This window comes from Cryobacterium luteum (assembly GCF_900110125.1).
Lineage (GTDB): Bacteria > Actinomycetota > Actinomycetes > Actinomycetales > Microbacteriaceae > Cryobacterium > Cryobacterium luteum.
Window position 1 is genome coordinate 102996 of record NZ_FOCN01000001.1, and the last position, 18269, is coordinate 121264.

Consider the following 18269-nt stretch of genomic DNA (forward strand, 5'->3'; position numbering starts at 1 on the left):
CGCCCCGTAACATCGGGGCCGAGCAAGAGCTCCCGCCCCCGATTTCCTGAATTAGCCCCACCTCGCGCATGACTCCTGCAAATTCCGGCCGGCGACTTTGGCACCCGCGTGTTTACGCCGAAGTCGGCGGGCGGCCGCGCAGATTGCAGGAGTCATGCGCCCTGAAGCTCAGAACGGAGAAAGTCACGTCGCTGGTTGCCGGGGTCGATTCGTCGACACGGAGTTGCACGGTGGTCATTCGGGAGGCCGACCCGGCCGTGCGCGCCAGTGCGGCGCAGGTGTTCGCCGCCCCGGTCGTGGTACGGGCACCCGGCGAAGATGTCGCTGACGGCGCCGCCGTGCAGGCGGCCTGGGCCCTCAGCGGCACCCGACCGGCCTGGGCGGCGACCAGCGCGGCCGAGCCGACGCCCGACTTTCGCCCGATCATCCGCGCCCGGTACGCGGCGCACGCGCTCGCCTGATCCCGGGCCTTCCGGCGAACAGAACGGATCAGCCGGCGAACAGAACGGGTCAGCCGGCGGCCATGGAACGGGTCAGCCGGCGAGCGACGCCACCATGGCCTCGATGCGGTCCGGGGACAGCGCGTGGTGGATGGCGAGCATGCTCGCGCCCAGAATGGCCGCATTGGGCCCGGCGCTGGACTGGGTGATCTGCAGATGCTGGGTGGCGAGCGGGTTGGAGCGTGAATAGACGATTTCCCGCACCCCCGCGATCAGATGCTCCCCGGCCTGGGCCATCGACCCGCCGAGCACGATGACCGAGGGATTGATCAGGTTGACGCACATGGTGAGCACCTCCCCCATGTCCCGCCCGGCCTGACGCACGGCCCGGATCGCCTCGAGGTTGCCCTGTTTCACGAGGTCGACCACGTGCTGGCTCGTGGTCACCGGCAGGCCCTCGGCGGCGAGCAGGCGGGTCAGCGCCGCCCCGGAGGCGACGGCTTCGAGGCAGCCATCGTTGCCGCAGCGGCAGGGCACGCCGGCACCACGGGCGATCTGAACGTGCCCGAGGTCACCGGCGATACCCTGCGCCCCGCGTTGCAGGTAGCCGCCGGAGATGACGCCGGCGCCGATGCCGGTGGCAACCTTCATGAAGATGAGGTGGTCGGTGCCCGACCAGGCGAATTCCCGTTCGCCGAGCGCCATGAGGTTCACGTCGTTGTCGACAAGCACGGGAACCCGAAAGCGCTGTTGAAGCCAGCCGGGCACGTCGAAGCGGTCCCAGCCCGGCATGATCGGCGGGTTGATCGGGCGCCCGCTTCGGTGCTCGACCGGGCCGGGCAGGCCCACGCCGATCGCGAGCAGGTCAGCCGTGGATCGTTTGCTGTCGCTGAACAACCGCGCGCCGGCGTCGATCACCCAGTTCAGCACGACCTCAGGGCCCTCCGAGATTTCGAGAGAGGTGGAGTCCTGCACGAGGGTGCTTCCGCCGAGGTCACTCAGCGCGATCCGAATGTGGCTCGCACCGATATCTACCGCCAGCACGAACTTGTTGCCGGACTGCAGGGCGAATTGCGACGACGGTCGTCCCCCGGTCGACGTGGCGTTTCCGGCCGGGCCGACCAGGCCGAGGCGGGTAAGGGCGTCGACGCGCAGGGCAACGGTGGATCGGGCCAGGCCCGACAGGTCGGCGAGTTCCGTGCGGGTACGCGGTTGTCCGTCGCGCAACACCTGAAAAAGGTCACTCGCTCCGGCCGAACCAAGGGCGTTGACGTGACTTATGTCGACCATCAGGCAATTCAACCACACGAATCATTCGAACTCCGGTACTTTCCAAGCGGATGCCGCGGCACCGGCCGCCCACATCGCCCGCGTCGGTCAGCGCCACGGCAGCAACGGCGACCCCGCCTGGGTCGCCGCCTCGGCCGGCGGGACCACCCCAGCCGCCACGGCGCCGGGCCGGGTGCGCCCCGTTTTCAATAGCGATTGGTAGGTGACGGGCTGCCCGGCCACGGCGTAGCCCAGCAGCGCGTAGAACAGCTGACCGCGACTGACCGAATGCCGCCGGTTGAACCGAAACACCCATTCGTCAACATAGGCGGGCAGGTGCTCAGCGCTGACCGCGCCCTGGCGCGGTCCCATCAGCCAGTGGTTCGCCTGGAACACCACGCGACGCACGGCCGGAAGCACCTGGCGGGTGGGGGCACCGGGCGTCAGGGTCGGTCGGGCCACGTGGGCGTACCGGTCCCGGATGCCGGCGGGGTACGCCGACCAGTCGTGGGTCACGACCCGGCTGCCCGGCTCGACCGAATCCAGCAGGAACGCGGCCAGCTGCGCGGTGCCGGCGGCGGGGATCACCGCGACGCGCGCGCGGCCGAGACCGTCGGCATCCACTTCGACCGCCACCGCAAACAGAACCCGGCTCAGCGCACCCCGCCCGGGAACCGAGCCGCCGAGATACGACACGTCCACCTCCACATTGCCGCGCAGGCGGTCCCGGCCCGGTTGCACCATGACGGAGCGGTAGCGGTGCAGCATCGCCCAGGCAGTCTGCAGCGAGCCAAGCTCGGTCTCCCGGTGCAGTTGGCTGGCCGACAGCCCGGTTTTGCTGTTCACGAGCAGCCAGGCGGCGCTGAACCAGACGAAGAGCGAGGTGCGGGTGCCGTGAAAGATGGTGCCGGCGAGGGCGGAGACCCGTTTGCCGCACCCGGCGCAGCGCCAACGCGCATCCGGCGCCCGCCAGCCGTGGGCGTGCGCACACGCCGGGCACCGAAAACCATTTGGCCAGCGCAGCCAGTCGAGGTAATCCAGGCACTTCCACTCTTCGTCGAACCACAGGCGCAGGTCGGCATACGAGTTCGGGTAGGCGGGTCGTGCCGGCACTGGCATACCCCCCAGACTAGGGCATCGAACACGAAACCCCGGGAGACCAAAAATAAGGGGGTTTCCACTTCGCTGCCCTCAAGCGGATGCCCCGGCGGCGCATTCCGAGGCGGGACCGGTGCCCGGTCGGGGCACCGAACGGCAAATACGTCGAGGTCCTTCCGGTTATTCAGACACCGAAGTGTGCACTTACCGTGGCGACAGCGGCCCGCTCACCTGCGAGTTGGGCCGTGATCTCAACGAGGAGAAGCAGATATGCGCACGAAGCACGGACTTCGACTGCCCGTGGGGGTAGTGATGGCCACCCTGATGGTCGCCGCCCTCACCGCGACACCGGCCGCAGCCGCCCCCGGTGACACAGCACCCCCGGGCAAGCCCGGCAAACCCAGCCCGACGGCCCCCACCGACTCGAGCTTTCAGAAAGTCACCCTCGACGCCACCCCGGGCGAGCCGCTCGACCTGGCCGTGCTGCCCAACAACGACGTGTTGCACACCACCCGGGCCGGTGACATCTGGCTCAACGACGCAACGACGGGGCTCAACACGCTCGCCGCGACGATCGACGTGTACCAGCACGACGAGGAGGGCCTGCAGAGCATCGCCCTCGACCCGAAGTTCGGCACACCGGGCAACAACTGGATCTACCTGTATTACTCCGCTCCGCAGAACACGCCGCTCGACGACCCCGCCACCGTAGGCGTGAACGAAGGCGACGCGCCGACCACCGGAACGGCGGCGGACTTCGCCCCGTTCGAGGGTTCGATCACGCTGTCCCGATTCCAGTTCGACGGCGCCGTGTTCGACCTCGCGAGCGAGCAGAACATCATGGAGGTCGACGTGGATCGCGGCATCTGCTGCCACGTCGGCGGAGACATCGTCTTCGATGCGGCCGGCAACCTCTACCTCTCCACCGGCGACGATTCGAACCCGTTCTCGTCCGACGGTTTCACGCCCATCGACGAGCGGCTCGAGAGCAACCCGGCCTTCGACGCGCAGCGCAGTTCGGGCAACACCAATGACCTGCGCGGCAAGATTTTGCGTATCACTCCCGGCGTCGATGGCGGCTATACCATTCCGGAGGGCAATCTGTTCGCCCCGGGAACCGATCTCACTCGGCCGGAAATCTACGTGATGGGCATGCGCAATCCGTTCCGCATCGAGCTCAACCAGAAAACCGGTGAGCTCTACGTGGCCGATTACTCGCCCGACGCCCGCACCGCCGACCCCCTGCGGGGACCGGCCGGAACCGGCAAGTGGACGAGCATCACCGCGGCGTCGAACTACGGCTGGCCGTACTGCGCCACCGCGGAGCTGCCCTATGTGGACTTCGACTTCGCCACCGGCATCTCGGGAGCGCCCTTCGACTGCGCCGCTCCCGTGAACGACTCGCCCCGCAACACCGGCCTGCGCGAGCTGCCCCCCGTGGTGCAGCCCGACGTCTGGTACGGCTACGGCGAGTCCGCCGAGTTCCCGCAGCTGGAAACCGGGGGCATCGGCCCGATGGCCGGCCCCGCGTATGTCTTCGACAAGAAGGCGTCAAAGGGAAAGGCATCCGTTGCCTGGCCCGAGTATTACGACGGCGTGTCCATGATGTACGAGTGGACCCGTGACTATATCAAGGGCATGACGCTCACCGACGGCGAGCTGGCCAAGATCGAGGCCGTGGTCGATTCGATCGTCGTCGACAACCCCATCGATATGGAGTTCGGCCCGAACGGCGCACTCTACGTACTCGAGTACGGCGACGGCTACTTCGCGCAGAACCCCGACGCGCAGCTCTCGCGCATCGACTTCGTGGGCGACCAGGGCAACCGTTCGCCCCTCCCGATGGCCGCCGGCACGCCCACCGCGGGCGCGTCACCGCTCACCGTGGAGTTCTCCAGCGAGGGAACCACCGACCCGGAGGGCGACAAGCTCAGCTACGCCTGGGACTTCGAGTCCGACGGAATCGTCGACTCGCGCGAACAGAATCCCACCCACACCTATGAGACCGACGGCGCGTTCACCGCCTCGCTGCAGGTGACGGATGCCGGCGGCAAGGACCGCGGTCGGTTCACCTCGGCCGAGGTCGAGATCGAGGTCGGCAACCAGGCACCGGTCGTGACCTTCATCACCCCGGTCGTCGGCCAGGACTTCGAGTTCGGCGACACGGTGGCCTACGAGATTCTCGTGACCGACGACCAGGCGGTCGACTGCTCGCTCGTGTCCGTGACCTACATTCTGGGTCACGACTCGCACGGCCACCCGATCACCACCTCCGGCGGCTGCACCGGAACCATCACCACCACGGTTCCTTCCGGCCACAACCCGGAGACCGACGATCTGTCGGGCGTCTTCAACGCCTCCTACACGGATGCCGGCGGCGACTCCTCGGGACCGCTCACCGGCAGTGCCGAAGTTGTTCTGCGCTCCAACTGATCTCTGCCTCGCACTCACTACCCAGGAAAGGTATTCCCATGTGTTTCGGATTTGACGGAGCGAGTGAACTGAACAAGTCGCTCGAAGGCAAGAAGAACCTCAACCGCCGCAATTTTCTGCGCGGCGCACTCGCGGCCGGTGCCGGTGCCGGCCTCGCCGTGGCCGGCGCAAGCTCGGCCATGGCGGCGCCGGGCGGCCACCCGGGCCACGGTTTGGGAGGCAAGCCCGGCAAGGGCCGCAAGGTGCCGCCGGGACTGATCAGCATCCAGCTGTACACGCTGCGCTCGATCATGAGCGGCGACGGCGTCGACGCCACGTTCGAGGCCCTCGCCGACTACGGCTATACCAAGGTGGAACTGGCCGGGCTCTACGGCCGTACCCCCGAGGCCATGCGGGCGTACCTCGACGAGCTCGGCATCACACCGAGCTCGAGCCACGACGGCATCAGCAATTCGCCCGCTGCGTTGCAGGCGAAGATCGCCGGCGCGGTGACCCTCGGCCAGACGTACATGAACGTGCCCTATCTGGCTTCGAGTGTGGCCGACGACTGGCGCCGGTGGGCTGACCAGATGAACGCCGAGGCAGCCGTTGCGCAGAAAGCCGGGATCAAGTACGGCTACCACAACCACGCACACGAGTTCACGACCGACCTCGGTGGCGGGCTCACCCCGTGGGAGGTCTTCACGTCCCGGCTCGACCCGAAGCTCGTGCACCTCGAGGTGGACCTGTACTGGGCTGTGACCGGCGGTGTGGGGGTCGGCGCGGCCGACCCGGTGCAGTTCGCGATCGACGTGATCACGGATGCGCCGCAGAAAGTGCTCGAGTACCACGTGAAGGACCGCGACGCGGCCGGCGGATTCGCCGACCTCGGCACCGGCACGATCGACTTCGCGCGCATCTTCGACGCCCACCCGGTGAAGCTGTACGCAGTCGAGAACGACCAGCCCGACGTGACCGCGTTGCAGACCGCGGAGGTGGGCTACAACTACCTGCGCGAACTGCGCTTCTAGCGCTCGCTGGCACGACAACGGCGCCCCCGTGAGGGGCGCCGTTGCTGTGCCACCCGAACCCTCGCGGCACGTGTTCGCCTGCGTGGCACTCGTTGGAACGAGTGCCACGTTCTCAAACGAGTGCCGCGAGCGGGTCGGGTGGAGCAGGTTAGACGGGAACGGGCGCCGCGAGGCCGGCGAGCTGCAGGAGCAGGTCGCGCACCTCGGTGGCGGCGATGACCTCCCGGGCGGCAGCCGGGTCGGAGCAGAGCAGCACGGGGCCGTCGGCGGCGCTCTCCGGCAGGCGCCCGTGGGAACCACGCACGCAGGAGGGATCGAGCGGCACTACGCGCATGGCGTAGCGCAGCCCCAGCTTCTTTTTGGCCAGGTTGCGGGCCGCTCGCAGCTTGACGAAGCGGTCGTCGGGGTCGAAGAACAGCTCGGCCGGGTCGTAGCCGGGTTTCTTGTGAATCTCCACGCCGCGCGCGAAGTCCGGCGCTTGGGCGTCGTCAAGCCAGTAGTAGTAGGTGAACCATGCCCGCTTCTCGGCCACCACCACGAACTCACCACTCCGCTCATGGTCGAGGCCGTACCGGGCCTGACCCTCAGCATCGAGCACCTCGGCCACGCCGGGCAGCGCTTCGAGCAGTGCGTGCACGTGGGAAAGATCGGCGGGATTCTGCACGTAGACGTGCGCGATCTGGTGGTCGGCGACGGCGAAAGCGCGCGACGTCCAGGGGTCGAGCAGCTCCCCGCTCGCATTCGTCTGAACCTCGAGCAGCCCCTCGCGGCGCAGCATCCGGTTCACGTCGACGGGCTGGTCGACGTTTGTGATGCCGTATTCGCTGAGCACCACGACGGTCACGCCCAGCCCGGCCGCATCATCGAGCAGCGGGGCGAGAACCCGGTCGAGCTCACGCGCGGCGTCGAAGGAGCGTGAGTCGTCGGGGCCGAACCGCTGCAGGTCGTAGTCGAGGTGCGGCACATAGACCAGGGTCAGGTCGTGGCCGGGCAACACGTGCCGGGCCGCGCCCACGATCCACTTCGAGGAGGCCAGGCCCGCGGTCGGACCCCAGTAGGTGAACAGCGGGAAGGCGCCGAGTTTCGCCACAAGTTCGTCGTGCAGCTCTGGCGGGCGGATGTAGGCATCCGGTGATTTGCGTCCGTCGGCGTGATAGACCGGGCGGGGGGTGATCGTGACGTCGGTCGTGGCCCCCATGGCGTACCACCAGCACACGTTCGCCACCCGGTAGCCGGGATTACTGCGGCGAGCGGTCTCCCAGACCTTCGCTCCGCCGACCAGCCGGTTGTGCTGGCGCCAGAGGTTGACCTCGCCGATATCGCGCAGGTACCAGCCGTTGCCGACGATTCCGTGTTCGGCCGGCGTGAGTCCGGTGAGAAAGGTGGACTGCGCCGAGCAGGTCACGGCGGGCAGCACGGTGCCGAGCTCGGCCGAAAAGCCGCGGGCCGCGACGCCCTGCAGGTGCGGCATCACGGCGAGCAGCCGCGGGGTCAGCCCGGCGACATCGATCACGAGCAGCGGCGTGGGGCCGGTCATGCGCGGGCACCGCGCATGATGGAATTACCGGCGAATTCGGCGGGCGCGGCGGCATCCGCTTGCCTGGTCGGGTCGAGGTCGAGGCGGCCGCTCTGGCCGTAGAATTCCATCGGGTTGCGCCAGAGGATGCGGTCGACCGCGTCGTCGTCGAAGCCGGCGGCGAGCATGGCCTCGCCGGTGCGGCGCGTGGTGAGGGGGTCGCTGCGGCCCCAGTCGGCGGCCGAGTTGACGAGCACCCGGTCGAGCCCGATGTCGCGAAGCACCGCGACCATGCGGGTGGGGTCCATTTTGGTGTCGGGGTAGATGCTGAAGCCCATCCAGCAGCCGGAATCGACGACCTCGGGCACGGTGACCTCGTTGAGGTGGTCCACGACGACCATGCCGGGCGCGATGCCGCTCTCCCGCACCACGTCGAGGGTGCGGCGGGTGCCGGCGAGCTTATCCCGGTGCGGGGTGTGCACGAGTGCGGGCAGCTCGTGCGCCACGGCGAGCGCGAGCTGCGCGGCGAAGGCGTGGTCTTCCTGCGGGGTCATCGAGTCGTAGCCGAGTTCGCCGACCGCCACGACGCCGTCCTTTTCCAGGTAGCGCGGCATGATGTCGAGCACCCCGGTCAGGCGCGGGTCGCCGGCCTCCTTAGGGTTGAGGCCGATCGTGCAGAAGTGCCGGATGCCGAACTGGCTGGCCCGAAACGGCTCCCAGCCCACGAGGGCGTCGAAGTAGTCGATGAACGAGTCGACGCTCGTGCGCGGCTGACCGAGCCAGAAGGCCGGCTCCACGACCGCGCGCACCCCGGCGCCGTACATGGCCTCATAGTCGGCGGTCGTGCGGGAACTCATGTGAATGTGCGGGTCCAGGATGCGCATGTGTCGTTACTCCTTATATATATGTGAGGCTGCAGTTCAGCGAGCAGGGCCCCCGGAAGGTCCGGGCGGTGCAGGCACTCGGGGAAGGCGGCGACCACGGCGGCAATATCGTCGGGAATATCCCGGCCGGCGGCGCTGCGTTCGTGGGCGAGATCGACGAGCATGCGGGCGAGTTCGATGGTCTGCCGCTCGGCGAGATTCGCTATGACATTCAGTGGCACGCCGGTGAAGACGCACTTGACCACTGCCTGGCGGTACGCGTCGGGGCCGAGGTAGTATGCGCCATACGGTTGCAGGGCCGCTGCCACCAGGCGCACGTCATTGGTGCGCAGGGCGTCGTCGATGAGCGGGAGCAGGGCCGGGCCGATCGGTTGCTCCGCGGTGTCGAGCCGGTGCAGCCCGCGCAGCACGCCACGCTTCTCGCCGGCATCGCCGTGCTGGTACAGATCGTCGAGCAGCTCGACGAGCGCCGGGCCGATGGGGGTGAGAGCGCCCAGCAGCACGCCGCGCGCCGCGTCGTCGATCGTGCCGTGGCGCAGTCCCCGCACATCGTCAGCCCAGAGCGGCACCCGCCCGCAGCGCCGGGACACGGCGGGAAAGTACCGGGTGATGGCTGACGGATGCTGCTGCACATCGATGCAGGCGGCCGCCAGCCAGGTCGCTGCGTCGCCGGTGAGGTGGTGCGCGAGCGTGATCGCCGCGCCGGAGCCCGCGCCGGTCATGTGGCTGATACCCGTCGGGTGAGGCGCCGGCCGAGCGGGAGCAGGGTGGCGACGGCGAGGCCGGTTTTAACGGAACCGGAGCGTGCGATGAGCGCCGCCTGCAGGCCGATCGTTCCGATCACCGAAGCTCCGACCGCCCGGCGCACGTCCGCGGCCGCGCGGGTGTTGCGGGCCCGCAGCTGGGCGGGGGCCACCGCGCCGAGGTAGGCGATGGCGAAGTAGGCCCCGACGACCCGGGGCAGCCATCCGTTTGCGGGCCGCCGTGCCGGGCCGGCGGCAGCGGCCACGGCAGCGCAGGCCGTGGCCGCGACGGCCAGGGTGCCCACCACGGGGCTCGTCGAGCCGTGAACTTCGTCGCGGCTGAGGGTGGTAGTGCCGAGGGTGTGGGTAAACACGGTGAGCGCGGCGGGCAGGGCGGCCGGCACCGAGGCGGCGCCGAGCAGCACGTCGAGCAGTCGCGTGCCGGCCATTGCGACCGGGCCGAGCGAGGTGGATTTGAATACGAGGTCATAGGCCCAGACGCTCGCGGCGAGCGGGAGTGCGACGGCGAGGGCCTGCCGCCCGCCGGCCAGCGCTGCGATGCCGACGCCGCACGCGGTGAGCACGATGGCCACCGTGAGGGCCTCGGCTGGTGTCACGTCGCCGGCCGGAATCGGCCGTTCCGGGCGCTCCACCGCGTCGAGTGCCCGGTCGGCGTAGTCGTTCAGGGCCATGCCCGCCCAGTAGATGAGGGTGGAGCAGAGTGGAAGCAGCACGGTGTGCGGTCCGAGGGAACGCCCGGAGGCTGCGGCTCCGGCGAGGGTGTCGCCGGGCGCGGTGAGCGCGGCCGGGAGTCGCACGAGACGGGCGAAAGCGGCGGGGGTCATCATGAGCGGCGCCCACTGGCTGCCACGCCGACCGGCGCATCAGCCAGGTTGTTCAGCACATTGTCGGGCCGGCGGTCCGGCCGGCTGTCCGCGCGACTGTCCGCCCGGCTGTCCGCCCGGCTGTCCGCCCGGCTGTCCGCCCGACCGAGCAGCGCGGTCATCGCGTCGAACAGGACGGCTTCGGGGTCGTCGGCGAGCCGGTGCGACCGCCAGCCGATGTGCTTGTCGGGCCGTACGAGCAGGGCGCCATCCTCGGCGACTTCGCGCAGTCGTGCCCAGTCGAAGTACAGGTCGGTCACCGGCTGCCCGGGTCCGATGATCACGGTCTCGAGCCGCACGCCGAGCCGCGCGCCCACTCGGGCCGCGGCATCCGCCCAGGCTGAGCCGGTGATTCCGGTGATCACTGTGAACTGCGTGAACGGTGCGAGGTCGTGGGTCGAGATCTTGTGCGCGCTGTCGCCCACCCAGGCGTGCGGCAGGCGGGAGCCCGGCACGGTCGAAGCCTGGTAATACAGTTCCGGGTCGCGTCGTGGCACGGGGCGAGCCGAACCGTCGGCGATGATGGCGGTCGATTCGTAGAACTGTCCGATCTCGACGCCGTGCGCGTTGAACTCGTAGTTCTTCACCTCCATCGCGTTCTGGATAGCCTGGCGTTTGGCTGCGCCAGCGGGGGTGTTCGCCTTTCGTTCCTCGATCATCTGGATCATCTCCGATTCGGTGCGGGCGTCGGTGACGCCGAGGGCGTCGAACAGCTGGCCGAACTCGCCAGCCGATTTGTTGGCCCGCAACACGATCTGCCGCGCTACCGGTGCCCGCTCCTCGGAGTAGGTGTCCAGCAGCTCGGGGCCGGCTGTGCCGGTCAGCACGGCGGCGAGCTTCCAGGCGAGGTTGTAGGAGTCCTGGATGGACGTGTTCGATCCCAGCCCGTTGCTCGGCGGATGCTTGTGCACCGCGTCGCCCACGCAGAACACCCGCCCGCGCTGCAGCCGGGTGGCGTACTGGGCGTTGTTTCCCCAGAGCGACGTCCCGGTGATCGCCACCTCGAGCTCGGGCAGGCCGAGCAGATTGCGCACGATCTGCGTCGCCGCGGCCGTATCGATCACCGGCGCCGGTTGCGTGATGTCGTAGCCCCAGACGACGAGCCACTGGTTCCACGGCCGGATCATGCGCACCAGGCCCGTTCCGATACCGCCGATGTTCGACCCGGGCTGCACCACCCAGTACAGCACCGAGGGGCGATGCCCCACGAAGGGCGTGATATCTGCGGTGAAGGTGATGTTCATCGAGCCGGCGATATCCATCTCCCCTTCCATCGGCAGGTCGAGGTCGGCGGCGACCTGGGAGCGTGCTCCGTCGGCGCCGATCAAATACTTCGCACGGATGCTGAACTCGAGACCCGTAAGCCGGTCCAGTACGTGCACGCTCACCCCCTCCGCGTCTTGCACGTGGGAGAGGTACTCCGTCGAGAACCTGGTCAGCGTTCCCCGTGTGGTGGCGTTCTTCACCAGGATGGGCTCGAGGTAGGTCTGTGGAATGTCGCACATGCTGGCGGCCGAGGCCAGTTCGTAGTCGGCGTGCCGGCCCGGATGCGTGCCGAAGGTGAGAATGCGCCCAAGTTCCTCGCCGGCGATCGAGGTGCAGAACACCGTGTCACCCATCATCTCGTTCGGCGTCGACTCGGCCCGCACCGCCGTTTCAATGCCGACGTCGCGAAAAATCTCCATCGTGCGCTGATTGGTGATGTGGGCGCGCGGCGTGTTGGCGGTCCACCGGTATTTGGTGATCATCAGGTTGGCGACGCCGAGGGTGGACAAAAACAGGGCTGCGGCGGATCCGGCCGGGCCGGATCCGACGATCAGTACCTCCGTCTGCACCTCGGTACCGTGCGGCAGGGCGGTCTCGCAGATCCCGTCGTCGAAGATCACCGGCACCCCGCTGCCCAGCACGGTCACTTGCTGCGGCTGCCGCGGGAGGCGAAACGCTGTTGCAGCAGCACGGCGGCCACGATGATGACGCCCTTCGCCACGTTCTGCACCGAGGTGGAGAGATTGTTCTGGGTGAAGACGTTGGTGAGCGTGCTGAAGATGAGTATTCCGAGCACGGATCCCACGATGGTGCCGCGGCCGCCGATGAGCAGGGTGCCGCCCACCACGACGGCCGCAATCACGTCGAGCTCAAGGAGCGTGCCGTGCGTCGAGGTACCGACCGTGGTGCGACCGAGGAACATGACCCCGGCGATGCCGGCGGTGAGGCCCGAGAGCATGTAGACGTACACCATGTGGCGCTTCACCTTGATGCCGGCGAGGCGGCTCGCCTCGGCATTGCCGCCGACGGCCACGGTGCGGCGGCCAAAGGTGGTGCGGTTGAGCAGAATCCAGCCGGCCACCGCCACGATTATGAAGATCCAGATCAGAATGGGCACGCCGAGCAGGTCGGCGCGAAAGAAGCCCATAAATTCCTGGTTGTTCACGATCTGGGTCGACCGGTTCGAGATGAGTTCGGCGAGGCCGCGCGCGCCCACGAGCATGGCGAGCGTCGCCATGAACGCCACGACGCCTCCGTAGGCGATCACCACGCCGTTCACGAAGCCGGCCAGGGTGCCGACGAGAAGCGCGACCACGACGATCAGCAGCCAGGACGACTGCGCGGAGGCGAGCTGCACCGCGGTGAGGCTCGCCACCACGCTCGACAGGCCCACCACGGAACCTACCGACAGGTCGATGCCTCCGGCCGTGATGACGAAGGTCATTCCGACGCAGACCACGCCGACGATCGAGGCGAAGCGGATGATGGTGACGAAGTTGTCGAAACTGGCGAACCGGTCGCCCGCGGTGAGGATTCCCACCACGATCAACAGCGCGAAGGCGATGACCAGCCCGAGGTTGCGGCCGGCCGAGCCGGCGAGCATCCGCTTGACGATGCCGGGTCGGGTGTCGGGCGTAACGGGGGTCGGCGGGGCCGGCTGGGTGATCTGCTCGCTCATGCGGCACTTCCTCTCATGACCAGGTCGAGAACACCGGGTTCGTCGATGTCGGTGGAATTCGTTGTGGTAAGAACGTCGCCGTCGCTGATGACCAGCACGCGATCAGCCAGGCCGAGCACCTCGTCGATCTCGCTGGAGACCACGATGATGGCGGTACCGGCCTCGGCGAGGCGGCGAATGAGGGCGTAGATCTCGGCGCGGGCACCGACATCCACCCCGCGAGTCGGTTCGTCGAGCAAGAGCACCGTGGTGCCGTGCACGAGCCACCGTGCGAGCAAAATCTTCTGCTGGTTTCCCCCGGACAGGCTGCGGGTCGTCAGGTTGGGATCGGGCGGCCGCAGCTCCAGGGCCTCGATTTGTTGTCGGGCGGCGTCGCGTTCAGCGCCCTCCCGCAGAAAACCGCCGCGAGCGAACCGGGCGAAGGATGACAGGGTGACGTTCTTGAAGATGGGTTCGTCGAGGATGAGGCCCTGGCTCTTGCGTTCCTCGGGCGAGAGGCCGATGCCGGCGCTGACCGCCGCGTCGACCGAGCCGGGGCGCAGCACCGTTCCGTTCACGGTGACCGTGCCGCTCGTGCTGCGGCGGGCACCGTAGATGGCCTCGAGAATTTCGGAGCGGCCGGAGCCGACCAGACCGGCGAGACCGACGATCTCGCCCGCGCGCACCTCGAGGGACACGTTGCGGAAGACGCCGCGCACGCCGAGCGCGTCGCAGCGCAGCACGATGGGCGCATCCGTCGGCAGCGGAGTGGACTGCGGAAAGACGTTGGCGACCTCACGACCGGTCATCAAGCGGATCAGGTGTGGCGTGGGAGTATCGGCCACGCTCAGGCCCGAGGCCGTGGTCTTGCCGTCTTTGATCACGGTGATGCGGTCGCCGATGCGGCGGATCTCCGCGAGCCGATGGGAGATGTAGACCACGGCGATGCCCTGCTCGGTGAGCTCGGCGACGACGCGGAACAGGTTCTCCACTTCCTGGGAGTCGAGCACCGCGCTGGGTTCGTCCATGATGATCAGCTTGGTGTCGCGGCTCAGCGCCCGAGCCATGCTCACGATCTGCTTGTTCGCGGCCGAAAGCTGGCCCACTTCGGTGCGCGGTGAGATCTCGCTGTGGCCGAGCCGCGCGAGGATCTGTTGCGTTCGGGCGTTGGCGGAGGCGACGTGCAGCACGCCGCCGGTGGCCTGCTCGTGGCCGAGAAAGACGTTCTCCGCGATGGTGAGGCCGTCGACCACGTCGAGTTCCTGGTACATCGTGGCGATGCCGAGTTCGAGGGCGGCCACCGGGCCACCGATGGTGACCGGCTCGCCCTGCCAGAAGATCTCGCCGGAGTCGGGCTGATAAGCGCCGGAGAGGGTCTTGATGAGGGTGGATTTTCCGGCACCGTTCTGGCCGAGCACGCAGTGCACCTCGCCGGGCCGCACCACCAGATCGACGCCCTGAAGCGCCTTCACCCCGGCGAAACTCTTTCTTAGCCCGCGAACTTCGAGTAATGCTGCGGAATGGTCGACAGTGATCATGCAAAAAACCTAACACAGGGTCGGTACTTACGTCGATGAACATCAATAAGTTGCGCGCAAACTGTCACCATCTGCTATCGTTCAACTCGTCAGCGTCGACGCCTTCCCAATTGTTCGACAATTGCCTCGCACGATCGCCGGCAGCACCACACTCCTGCACCTGCAGCCATTCACCGAGCCAGAGGGAATCACATGCTTGCACCCCGCACTGTCCGTCGCAGACTTCTTTTCGCCGCCGGCACCTCGCTGGCCGTCGTCGGCCTCATCACCGGCTGCACGGCCGGTACCGCCACGAACACGCAGCCCACCAACGCCAGCGTCGAGGGCAACGAAGCGCAGGGCGACACCATCGTCATCGGCTATTCAGGGCCCGCCGCCGACCACGGCTGGCTCGGTGCCATCAACAATGCGGCGATCGCCGAGGCCGACAAGTACGACGACATCGACCTGCGGGTGGCGGAGGGCACCAACGACGCCAACCTGCAGATCAGCCAGGTTGAAGGCTTCATCAACGATGGCGTCGATGCCATCGTGCTGCTGCCCACCGACGGCGCCGCGCTGACCCAGGTAGCCATCCGCGCTATGGAGGCCGGCATCCCGGTGATCAACGTGGACCGCGAGTTCTCCAGCACCTTCGCCGCCCGCGCCACCATCCTCGGTGACAATTACGGCATGGGCGTCAGCGCCGGCACCTACATCTGCGAGGAACTCAGCGACAACCCCGACGCCGTGGTCGCCGAGATCGCCGGCATCGACTCGCTCCCCCTGACCCAGGAGCGCAGCGCCGGCTTCGAGCAGGCACTCGGCGACTGCGGTCTGTCGGTCACCAACCGCGTCTCCGCCGACTTCACCGTGGCGGGCGGCGAGGCCACCACCTCGCAGCTGCTCGCCGCCGCCCCGCAGATCGACGCCCTCTGGAACCACGATGATGACCAGGGAATCGGCGTACTCGCGGCCATCGACGCCGCCGGGCGCGACGAGTTCATCATGGTCGGCGGTGCCGGATCCGCCAACGCCATGCGCCTGATCCAGGCCGGTGACAGCGTGATGAAGGCCACCGTGGTGTATCCGTCCACCCAGGCGGCCGACGGCATCCGTCTGGCCCGCCTGCTCGTGCAAAACAAGGCCATGAGCGACCTTGTCGAGGTGGAGATCCCCAACCGGATCGTGCTCAACGCCCCCGTGGTGACCAGCGAGAACGTGGATAAGTATCTGCCGACCGCCTTCGAGTCCTAAACCACCGGCGCGTCGCACGGGGAGCAAGCCGGTCTTGCTCCCCGTGACCATCAACAGGAAGAGTTTTCACATGAGCGCACCGCTTCGCGTCGCACTGGTCGGCCACGGATTCATGGGTGCCGCGCACTCCCAGGGCTGGCGCGTCGCCCCTCGCTTCTTCGACCTGGCCGCGCAGCCCGAGATGAGCGTTCTCGTGGGGCGCGACGCCGGGCAAGCGGCGGAGGCCGCCACCCGCTGGGGCTGGGCCGAGTCGTCCTCCGACTGGCGGGCGGTGATCGACCGGCCGGATATCGACGTGATCGACATCGTCACCCCCGGCACGTCACACGCCGAGATCGCGATCGCCGCGCTCGACGCGGGCAAACACGTTTTGTGCGAAAAGCCGCTCGCCAACACGGTCGCCGAGGCCGAGGCGATGGCGGATGCCGCCGCTCGCGCCTTCGACCGAGGCGTGTACGCCATGGTCGGGTTCACCTATCGGCGAATTCCTGCCGCCACACTCGCCCGCGATTTTGTCGCCGCCGGCAAGATCGGCGACATTCGTCAGGTGCGGGTGAACTACCTGCAGGACTGGCTGGTCGACCCGCAATCTCCGCTCACCTGGCGTCTGCAGAAGGAGCTCGCCGGCTCCGGGGCACTGGGCGATATCGGCGCCCACGCCATCGACCTCGCCCAGTTCATCACCGGGCAACGGCTCGAGAGCGTTTCGGGCATCATCGAGACGATCGTGAAGGAACGCCCGCTGCTGGGTGCCCGGCAGGGACTCTCCGGCACCGGCACCGCCGAGCGCGGCCTCGTGACCGTGGACGATCTGGCCCTGTTCACCGGCCGGTTCGAGGGCGGCGCGCTCGGCAGCTTCGAGGCCACACGCTTTTGCACCGGCCGCAAGAATTCCTTCCGCATCGAGGTTTCCGGCTCGACGGGCGCGATCTCGTTCGACCTGGAAGACCTCAACGATCTGAGCTTCTTCGACGGGAACGCCGCGAGCGGGCAGCAAGGGTTCACCAAGATTCTGGTGACCGAGCCGCAGCATCCGTATCTGGCCGCCTGGTGGCCGCCCGGGCATACGCTCGGCTATGAGCACGGTTTCACCCACCAGGCCAGGGACTTTGTCGAGGCCATCTCGGCTGGCCGGCAGCCGACCCCGTCGTTCGCCGACGGCCTGCAGGTGCAGCAGGTGCTCGCCGCCGTGGAGGCCAGCTCCAACAATGGAAGCGCCTGGACGCCCACCCTCACCCCTGTGCTCGCCGCACAGAAATAGCTCGCCGCACACAACTAGGAGAACTCATGGCCCGCCCAATCACCCTGTTCACCGGCCAGTGGGCCGACCTGCCCTTCGAAGAAGTTGCGCGGCTCGCCGCCGGGTGGGGCTACGACGGGCTGGAGATCGCCTGCTGGGGCGACCATCTCGACCCCAATCGCTGGAACGACACCGACTACGTCGCCGGCAAGCTCGCCGTACTCGAGAAGTACAACCTGAAGGTGTGGGCCATCTCCAACCACCTCAAAGGTCAAGCCGTCTGTGACGACCCGATCGACTCGCGGCACCGCGACATTCTGCCCGACTCGATCTGGGGCGACGGCGACCCGGAGGGCGTGCGCCAACGCGCCGCCGAGGAGATGAAGAACACCGCCCGGCTCGCCGCGAAACTCGGCGTGAAGACGGTCATCGGGTTCACCGGATCGTCGATCTGGAAGTACGTGGCCATGTTCCCGCCCGTTTCGCAGGAGCTCATCGATGCCGGCTATCAGGACTTCGCCGACCGGTGGAACCCGATCCTCGACGTGTTCGATGAGGTCGGCGTGCGCTTCGCCCACGAGGTGCACCCGAGTGAGATCGCCTTCGACTATTGGACGACGGAGCGCGCCCTCGAAGCCATCGGGCATCGCCCCGCGTTCGGCCTGAACTGGGACCCGAGCCATTTCATCTGGCAGGACCTCGACCCGGTCAGCTTTCTCTGGGATTTTCGCGATCGCATCTATCACGTGGATTGCAAAGACACCAAGAAGCGCCTGAACAACGGCCGCAACGGCCGACTCGGCTCACTGCTGGCCTGGGCCGACCCGCGCCGCGGCTGGGACTTCATCTCCACCGGCCACGGGGACGTACCCTGGGAGGACAGTTTTCGCATGCTCAGCACCATCGGCTATGACGGCCCGCTCTCGGTGGAATGGGAGGACGCCGGAATGGACCGCCTGGTCGGAGCTCCCGAAGCACTCGCCTTCGTGCGGTTGCTCGCCTTTGACGCACCGACCGCGGCGTTCGATGCGGCGTTCAGCACCCGTCGCTGACGA

At 67.9% G+C, this 18269-nt stretch carries 15 protein-coding genes; 6 read left to right on the forward strand and 9 right to left on the reverse strand.

All coding sequences use genetic code 11. The features are described from left to right. Nucleotides 1–230 precede the first annotated feature (230 nt). Complete coding sequence (locus BMW72_RS00435) at nucleotides 231–461, forward strand: hypothetical protein (RefSeq protein WP_092106157.1); 231 nt, start codon at nucleotides 231–233, stop codon at nucleotides 459–461. A gap of 72 nt (nucleotides 462–533) precedes the next feature. Here the strand turns inward: BMW72_RS00435 and BMW72_RS00440 are convergent, their stop codons facing one another. Together BMW72_RS00440 and BMW72_RS00445 are read right to left on the reverse strand one after the other, a co-directional pair. Further along, entirely contained in the window at nucleotides 534–1730 is a 1197-nt protein-coding gene (locus tag BMW72_RS00440) for an ROK family transcriptional regulator (RefSeq protein WP_174721748.1), read from the reverse strand. A gap of 87 nt (nucleotides 1731–1817) precedes the next feature. Then, nucleotides 1818–2828 (reverse strand): IS1595 family transposase, encoded by a 1011-nt coding sequence (locus BMW72_RS00445; RefSeq protein WP_092106159.1) that lies wholly within the window; start codon nucleotides 2826–2828, stop codon nucleotides 1818–1820. Between the two features lie 249 nt (nucleotides 2829–3077). On the opposite strand from BMW72_RS00445, the gene BMW72_RS00450 reads away from it, so the two are divergent. Together BMW72_RS00450 and BMW72_RS00455 are read left to right on the forward strand one after the other, a co-directional pair. Beyond that, nucleotides 3078–5240, forward strand: coding sequence for a PQQ-dependent sugar dehydrogenase (locus BMW72_RS00450; RefSeq protein ID WP_198416345.1), 2163 nt, complete (start codon nucleotides 3078–3080; stop codon nucleotides 5238–5240). A 38-nt stretch (nucleotides 5241–5278) separates the two neighbouring features. Next, a complete protein-coding gene (locus BMW72_RS00455) occupies nucleotides 5279–6250 on the forward strand; it encodes a sugar phosphate isomerase/epimerase family protein (RefSeq protein ID WP_092106161.1) in 972 nt (323 codons plus the stop codon). A 148-nt stretch (nucleotides 6251–6398) separates the two neighbouring features. On the opposite strand, the gene BMW72_RS00460 is transcribed toward BMW72_RS00455, so the two are convergent. From BMW72_RS00460 to BMW72_RS00490, 7 genes are read right to left on the reverse strand one after another with little or no spacing between them, the layout of a single operon-like run. Next, entirely contained in the window at nucleotides 6399–7787 is a 1389-nt protein-coding gene (locus BMW72_RS00460) for an alkaline phosphatase family protein (RefSeq protein WP_092106163.1), read from the reverse strand. Further along, nucleotides 7784–8650 carry a TatD family hydrolase gene (locus BMW72_RS00465; RefSeq protein WP_092106165.1) on the reverse strand — a complete coding sequence of 289 codons (867 nt, stop codon included), beginning with the start codon at nucleotides 8648–8650 and terminating at the stop codon, nucleotides 7784–7786. The genes BMW72_RS00460 and BMW72_RS00465 overlap by 4 nt, the downstream gene beginning before the upstream one ends. After that, nucleotides 8620–9372, reverse strand: a complete 753-nt coding sequence (locus tag BMW72_RS00470) for an EboA domain-containing protein (protein WP_092106167.1) — start codon at nucleotides 9370–9372, stop codon at nucleotides 8620–8622. Before BMW72_RS00470 ends, BMW72_RS00465 begins: the two co-directional genes overlap by 31 nt. After that, nucleotides 9369–10241, reverse strand: coding sequence for an SCO3242 family prenyltransferase (locus BMW72_RS00475; protein WP_241983964.1), 873 nt, complete (start codon nucleotides 10239–10241; stop codon nucleotides 9369–9371). Before BMW72_RS00475 ends, BMW72_RS00470 begins: the two co-directional genes overlap by 4 nt. Continuing rightward, a complete protein-coding gene (locus BMW72_RS00480; protein ID WP_277871552.1) occupies nucleotides 10238–12190 on the reverse strand; it encodes an FAD-dependent oxidoreductase in 1953 nt (650 codons plus the stop codon). The genes BMW72_RS00475 and BMW72_RS00480 overlap by 4 nt, the downstream gene beginning before the upstream one ends. After that, entirely contained in the window at nucleotides 12187–13221 is a 1035-nt protein-coding gene (locus BMW72_RS00485) for an ABC transporter permease (RefSeq protein ID WP_092106171.1), read from the reverse strand. Before BMW72_RS00485 ends, BMW72_RS00480 begins: the two co-directional genes overlap by 4 nt. Continuing rightward, the gene (locus BMW72_RS00490) at nucleotides 13218–14738 is read right to left on the reverse strand and encodes a sugar ABC transporter ATP-binding protein (RefSeq protein WP_092106173.1); all 1521 of its coding nucleotides are present in this window, start codon (nucleotides 14736–14738) and stop codon (nucleotides 13218–13220) included. The genes BMW72_RS00485 and BMW72_RS00490 overlap by 4 nt, the downstream gene beginning before the upstream one ends. A 192-nt stretch (nucleotides 14739–14930) precedes the next feature. On the opposite strand from BMW72_RS00490, the gene BMW72_RS00495 reads away from it, so the two are divergent. The 3 genes from BMW72_RS00495 to BMW72_RS00505 all read left to right on the forward strand — a co-directional run bounded on the left by BMW72_RS00495 (nucleotide 14931) and on the right by BMW72_RS00505 (nucleotide 18266). Then, nucleotides 14931–15974 carry a substrate-binding domain-containing protein gene (locus tag BMW72_RS00495; RefSeq protein WP_092106175.1) on the forward strand — a complete coding sequence of 348 codons (1044 nt, stop codon included), beginning with the start codon at nucleotides 14931–14933 and terminating at the stop codon, nucleotides 15972–15974. Between the two features lie 70 nt (nucleotides 15975–16044). Beyond that, nucleotides 16045–17235: a Gfo/Idh/MocA family protein gene (locus BMW72_RS00500; protein WP_166787758.1), complete on the forward strand. Its 1191-nt coding sequence runs from the start codon at nucleotides 16045–16047 to the stop codon at nucleotides 17233–17235. Between the two features lie 26 nt (nucleotides 17236–17261). Then, nucleotides 17262–18266 (forward strand): sugar phosphate isomerase/epimerase family protein, encoded by a 1005-nt coding sequence (locus BMW72_RS00505; protein WP_092106177.1) that lies wholly within the window; start codon nucleotides 17262–17264, stop codon nucleotides 18264–18266. Nucleotides 18267–18269 lie beyond the last annotated feature (3 nt).

Coding starts and splice junctions, on each gene's coding strand:
- BMW72_RS00440 (WP_174721748.1), bottom strand. CDS start 1,730: ATGGTCGACATAAGTCACGTCAACGCCCTTGGTTCGGCCGGAGCGAGT.
- BMW72_RS00445 (WP_092106159.1), bottom strand. CDS start 2,828: ATGCCAGTGCCGGCACGACCCGCCTACCCGAACTCGTATGCCGACCTG.
- BMW72_RS00450 (WP_198416345.1), top strand. CDS start 3,078: ATGCGCACGAAGCACGGACTTCGACTGCCCGTGGGGGTAGTGATGGCC.
- BMW72_RS00455 (WP_092106161.1), top strand. CDS start 5,279: ATGTGTTTCGGATTTGACGGAGCGAGTGAACTGAACAAGTCGCTCGAA.
- BMW72_RS00460 (WP_092106163.1), bottom strand. CDS start 7,787: ATGACCGGCCCCACGCCGCTGCTCGTGATCGATGTCGCCGGGCTGACC.
- BMW72_RS00465 (WP_092106165.1), bottom strand. CDS start 8,650: ATGCGCATCCTGGACCCGCACATTCACATGAGTTCCCGCACGACCGCC.
- BMW72_RS00470 (WP_092106167.1), bottom strand. CDS start 9,372: ATGACCGGCGCGGGCTCCGGCGCGGCGATCACGCTCGCGCACCACCTC.
- BMW72_RS00475 (WP_241983964.1), bottom strand. CDS start 10,241: ATGATGACCCCCGCCGCTTTCGCCCGTCTCGTGCGACTCCCGGCCGCG.
- BMW72_RS00485 (WP_092106171.1), bottom strand. CDS start 13,221: ATGAGCGAGCAGATCACCCAGCCGGCCCCGCCGACCCCCGTTACGCCC.
- BMW72_RS00490 (WP_092106173.1), bottom strand. CDS start 14,738: ATGATCACTGTCGACCATTCCGCAGCATTACTCGAAGTTCGCGGGCTA.
- BMW72_RS00495 (WP_092106175.1), top strand. CDS start 14,931: ATGCTTGCACCCCGCACTGTCCGTCGCAGACTTCTTTTCGCCGCCGGC.
- BMW72_RS00500 (WP_166787758.1), top strand. CDS start 16,045: ATGAGCGCACCGCTTCGCGTCGCACTGGTCGGCCACGGATTCATGGGT.
- BMW72_RS00505 (WP_092106177.1), top strand. CDS start 17,262: ATGGCCCGCCCAATCACCCTGTTCACCGGCCAGTGGGCCGACCTGCCC.